Annotated in this window: 4 protein-coding genes; 3 read left to right on the top strand and 1 reads right to left on the bottom strand. The window is 54.2% G+C overall.

All coding sequences use genetic code 11. The features are described from left to right. Nucleotides 1-2905: conjugal transfer protein TraG N-terminal domain-containing protein (locus ACOCD2_RS12940; protein ID WP_419620854.1), on the top strand; the 2905-nt coding region annotated here is incomplete at its 5' end. A 35-nt stretch (nt 2906-2940) separates the two neighbouring features. Here the strand turns inward: ACOCD2_RS12940 and ACOCD2_RS12935 are convergent. Next, the gene (locus ACOCD2_RS12935) at nt 2941-3210 is read right to left on the bottom strand and encodes a hypothetical protein (protein ID WP_293653101.1); all 270 of its coding nucleotides are present in this window, start codon (nt 3208-3210) and stop codon (nt 2941-2943) included. Nucleotides 3211-3636: 426 nt separating this feature from the next. Between ACOCD2_RS12935 and ACOCD2_RS12930 the strand changes: the two genes are divergently transcribed. Both ACOCD2_RS12930 and ACOCD2_RS12925 read left to right on the top strand, forming a co-directional pair. Continuing rightward, complete coding sequence (locus ACOCD2_RS12930; RefSeq protein ID WP_419601287.1) at nt 3637-3999, top strand: hypothetical protein; 363 nt, start codon at nt 3637-3639, stop codon at nt 3997-3999. Between the two features lie 100 nt (nt 4000-4099). Then, nucleotides 4100-4562 (top strand): hypothetical protein (locus ACOCD2_RS12925; RefSeq protein ID WP_293653270.1); only part of this gene is annotated, 463 nt, incomplete at its 3' end.

Below are 4562 nucleotides of genomic sequence, written 5' to 3'. Positions count from 1 at the left end.
GGAATTGACCAACTATATGCAGGGTCTTGACGGCCAGGCAAGTGTCGATCTCAACGCCGCCATTGCCGCGCCTACCGGCACCGCCTACTCATCCATGGCACAGCCAAGGTACGTTTTTCAGCAGGATGTGGTGCAAGCGGTTCAGGAAGGTACCGGGATGAGCCAGCTACAGGCACGCAACTTCATGACCGATTTGCTGTTCAATCAGTGGGCGCTCGGCGCGATGGGGTGCGGGAGTGCCGCGGATGAAACAGCATTCCAGGAGTGCGTGACATCCATTACCGAGGCAAGTGAAGCTGCCAAGGTGGATTCCGCCATGCAGGCGTCGATCTTTCAGAAGATCATGATCCCCTTGATGAACATTCTCACCTACCTGTTCTATGGCCTGGCGCCCATCGTTATCGTGGTTGCGGTCGCCACCGGGATTGCCGGTATATCGATTATTCTGAAATATGCGCTGTTTGGATTCTGGATCCAGTCCTGGATGCCCGCGGCCATATTGATCAACTACATCACCATGGAGCAAACCAAAGCCGCATTTAAGAACTTCTTCTGGAGCTGGCAGCACGGCGCTTTCAACCCGATTCATTTCTACGATATCGTGTCCACAAAGCTCATGATTTCGTCAGAAATCCTGGCGGCCACACCAATGATTACCCTTGCCATCCTCGGCGGCGGCGCTTACGCCATGACCAATATTGCCGGGGCTGCGGGTAAATCGGCCACCAGCAAGACCGATGCATCTTCGGCGTCGCCCAAGTTGCGTAAGGTGGAGCCGCTCTCCACATATGGGGGCAAAAAGGTCAGCAATGCTTGGATGCAGGTTGGCCCTGGCAGCAAATATACTCGTGGTTCCTCAGTGGCCGACCCCAACGCCTACTTAAAGGGCTTAGCGGGAAACGTTAATTTTACCAAAGAGGCATCTAGTGCTGTTAGCGGTGCAAAACAACGCGCAAAGACCGCCCGCTCTGCCGTGACGGCTTCACGGCAGAGGCTCGCTCAAAGAACGGAGGCCGCTATCAATCAGGTCGGCTCGAATATTACGGGGCAGAGCCAGACAACCACCCAGGGTAGCTTTGCCGACAGTTTGGCAGCAACCGTGGCCAAGGATTTGGGGTATGACAAGAAGCTCACCAATGAACAGGCCTATGAGGTGATGGCGCGGTTGGGGGCTAAGTTGGGAGGTTCTCTAAATGGCAAATTCTCCAGCAAGGATGCTGAAAAAGAACTTCAGAAGGCCCTGGGTTCCATCGCTTCCGTTCTCGGTGTGGAGGCCAGCGCCGGCGCCACGGGCAAAATCGCCAACAAACTGCTGGAAGGCGCGGAGGAGGGGCACAAGGTCAATCAGCAGAACCTGAAGGAAGGGCGGCTGACTGAATCCGATGTTGGCGCGCTTCTTCGTCAGGCCATCGAGTCGGATACGGCGCAGTTCCAACAAATGGCCCAGGAGACCGAGCAATATCAGCAGCAGTACGAGGAAGCTCTGGCCGAACAACAATCTATCACGGAAACCGCTCAGCAAGTTCAGTCCGCGACTCGTGCCAGCGGCGGCTCCATTGCCGAAGTGCTGGCGAACCGCTGGCAGGCCGGCGATAGCGGTCCTTCTGCTTCGTGGAACCAGGACCGGTTCAACCAGTTCGTGGACAATATGCGGGACAAAGGTTACTTCGGTTCCGGCCCATCGGCGCAGAATCTCGCTCAGAATACGAAAGTACAGTTTGCCCAGCGGCTGGATGATACGCGTCAGCAATTGCATAAGATGGGATACCACCGCACCATGACACCGGAACAACTGGACGCCATCAGTAATTGGGTAGCCTATCAAGACACCGCCATGCCCACTGCTCGAGCAAGTTCGAAGTATTCCTCACTCAAACTGGATATGGCCAAGGACTACCTTGGACTATCCTCCGATACCTCGGCCATCACCCGGGCCAACCAGCAAATCGATGACCTGTCGGGCGGCATCGGCCACCCAGACAGCCATCCGGTGCAGGATATCCTGGATACGAAAGGCGAAGGCGGTTTGTTTGACGCTGCGTCCCAGGCCTACAATGACAAGCTTGTGAACACCCCAACACCCAGTGCCATGCACAACAAGGGCGTGAGCATGGCAAAGCAACGCGCCAAGGGTGGAAAGACGGAAGCAAAAAAACACTTCGACAACTCCAAGGTGGGGGAAAAGGCAAAAAGAAAAATCGACATTCGCCAGAATGCTATAGACGACAACGGCTTCATCAATACGGCGCAGCGTACAGATAACGTATTCAATAGCCTGAAAGCCATGAGCGCATCTACTAATGCTTCTGATTTACGAGAAGCTGCTACCAAGCTGCTAACGGATGAACTCGATCCGGAAAAACAGGACCCTCTAGGCGTCCCCAATGCAACGGTCCATGGAATAATGGCCACTGATGCGCTAAACAACCTGACCCGAAACCGGGGCGGTGCCGCCCTTTACACAAACGGGATACCGGATCCTGACAAGACCATGCGCTTCGTTTTCAACAAGGAAGCCGATGTGTTGGGCTTATCTGACCCCGCCAAGCAACGCTATGTGCAAGCGCGTATGGCGGGGCTGGAAACGAACCTGAAGGGAAGAGCATATGCCGAACTCGATGAGGTCTTGCGCCAGAACAAACCCGTCCCGCAGGAATATGCCTCAATGGCAGAGTATAAGCATGCTCTTCATGGCTGGGACGCGGCCCGGTTGGTGGCAACTGAACAGAGTGGCGCCCCGGGGCTTCCGGGTAACAATCCGGAACTGGAGAAACTGGCGGAGAAAGGCATCGACCTGCCGCCCCTCTCATCCCGACAAAACAACAGCTTGGTTAATCCGGCCGGCCTGGGAAAAGACCGATCCCTGGTTATTTTGATCGAGCGCGCAGCGAATGACCCTCCGTGAATGACTGCGGCATGGCTCAGTTATATTGGGGGGAATCAGTCGTCCCAGTCCATTTTCATAATACCAGCTTCTATTTCAGTCCCTGAAGGGTAATACCCAAAATAAACGAGCGGGTCAAAGAAAGGGTCGTCTTCATAACGCCGGTTTCTACCATCCAACTCCATTCTCCGCCGGTCTTCTTCCGCCTTGATGGCCTCGTACTTCGCCAGTTCCTCTGCTGGCGGATTATGGAGTTGGCCGTTCTCGTTCATGGCCATCAAAATCAGTACCAGCAGCGCACCAAAAAAAATAAATAGCAAAAACATCGTTGTTCTCCTTTCATTCATCTCCGCCACAACATCTTGTGGCCTTATCCAAGTTGACCCCTATTTCTGATTTTAATTCATTCGTGACGGGATAAACTCCGAAATTATCACTTTTGTTGGCGCATATCCAGAACGATTCGGGATAGAGGAAAATCTTTGCCCATTGGTGCGGCGAAAGGTTCGGATTGCGTGTCGAGACCCATCGTCCTCAGAGGGCGGGGTGGCTGTACGCATTGGTCCGCCACCCCGTCCATCGGTAAACACTCCCGATGTCTGCCGTGCAAGAACCGGCCAGTATTTTGGCGGGGCGGTGGGCTCCTTTGGAAAAAACACCCCAAAACGCCTTTTTTCGACGTTTAGGTTTTATTCATGGCGTTGACGCCCGGCTAGAATCTTCCGCAACTCCAGGTATATGAGCTCTGGCCAATGCGTGTCATTTTGATTTTGCTGTTGTCGTTACCCGTTGTGGCGTCCGCCAAGGATGCCCCTGCGCCCAACGACGACCGCATTATTTCCTCATGGCAAGTGGTTCATCCGGTGGCAACCGGTGTGATGTCTGCGCTGACCCTGGGATTGTGGCCCAGTGATTTCGGTAGCGATGCGAAAGAAAAGCCGGCCGCGCTTTCAATGAACGCAGGATACGGCCCGGTCGCTTTTTCCTATGTCAAACAGTCGGCGCTACCTATATTCCGAACGACACGGAACATCGTTTGGGGGATGCTGTTCGTATTGGCAGGGTTCCTTGTGGTAAACCGGCTAAAGCAACGGAGAACAGCATGCCCAAACTGATGCTTGTAGCAGCCCTGGTTACTTTGGCGTTATCTGTCTGTGTGGATGACGTAGACCGTTTTCTTCACCCAACACCGACAACAACTGAGGTTTACCACTGATGAAAAAGCGGGTTGTCCTGGCGACAGTATTGGCCATGGCGGTGGTTTTGCCCGGGTGCTCTTTCTTTTCCAAGGATGCCCCCCCGGTTATTTCCAAGCCATCAAAACCGCCACATAAGAAAGATGACTGGATTGCACGCCAGGCGGAGTTCACCTATGTGAAAGATCCCAGCCGAAGCGACGTTGCGCAATTTGTGCGCAAAGAGCAGTTTGCCATCGGAAAAGCGCAGCCCGTGACACACATTACCGTGGAAGTGGTGTGGGAAGATGCTGATTCCAAACCATCCGGCAGCAATGCGTTCGACCACTCCAACCGCCCCGTCTCCGGCAAGCTGCTGCGTCATGCCACCTTTCATTTTGATTTAGGCAGCGCTTCACTGACTCAAGACACCTTGCGGGAGATGCGGGAAACCATTGACGCAATCAAGATCAAACCGCACCGCATTCTTGTGGAGGGGCATA

This window comes from Thiolapillus sp. (assembly GCF_048562965.1).
GTDB lineage: Bacteria > Pseudomonadota > Gammaproteobacteria > Chromatiales > Chromatiaceae > Thiolapillus > Thiolapillus brandeum_A.
This window is presented reverse-complemented; position numbering and strand designations above follow the sequence as displayed.

Bases quoted from the DNA above. Each gene is read 5' to 3' on its own strand.
- ACOCD2_RS12930 (WP_419601287.1), top strand. From the start codon at position 3,637: ATGCGTGTCATTTTGATTTTGCTGTTGTCGTTACCCGTTGTGGCGTCC.
- ACOCD2_RS12935 (WP_293653101.1), bottom strand. From the start codon at position 3,210: ATGTTTTTGCTATTTATTTTTTTTGGTGCGCTGCTGGTACTGATTTTG.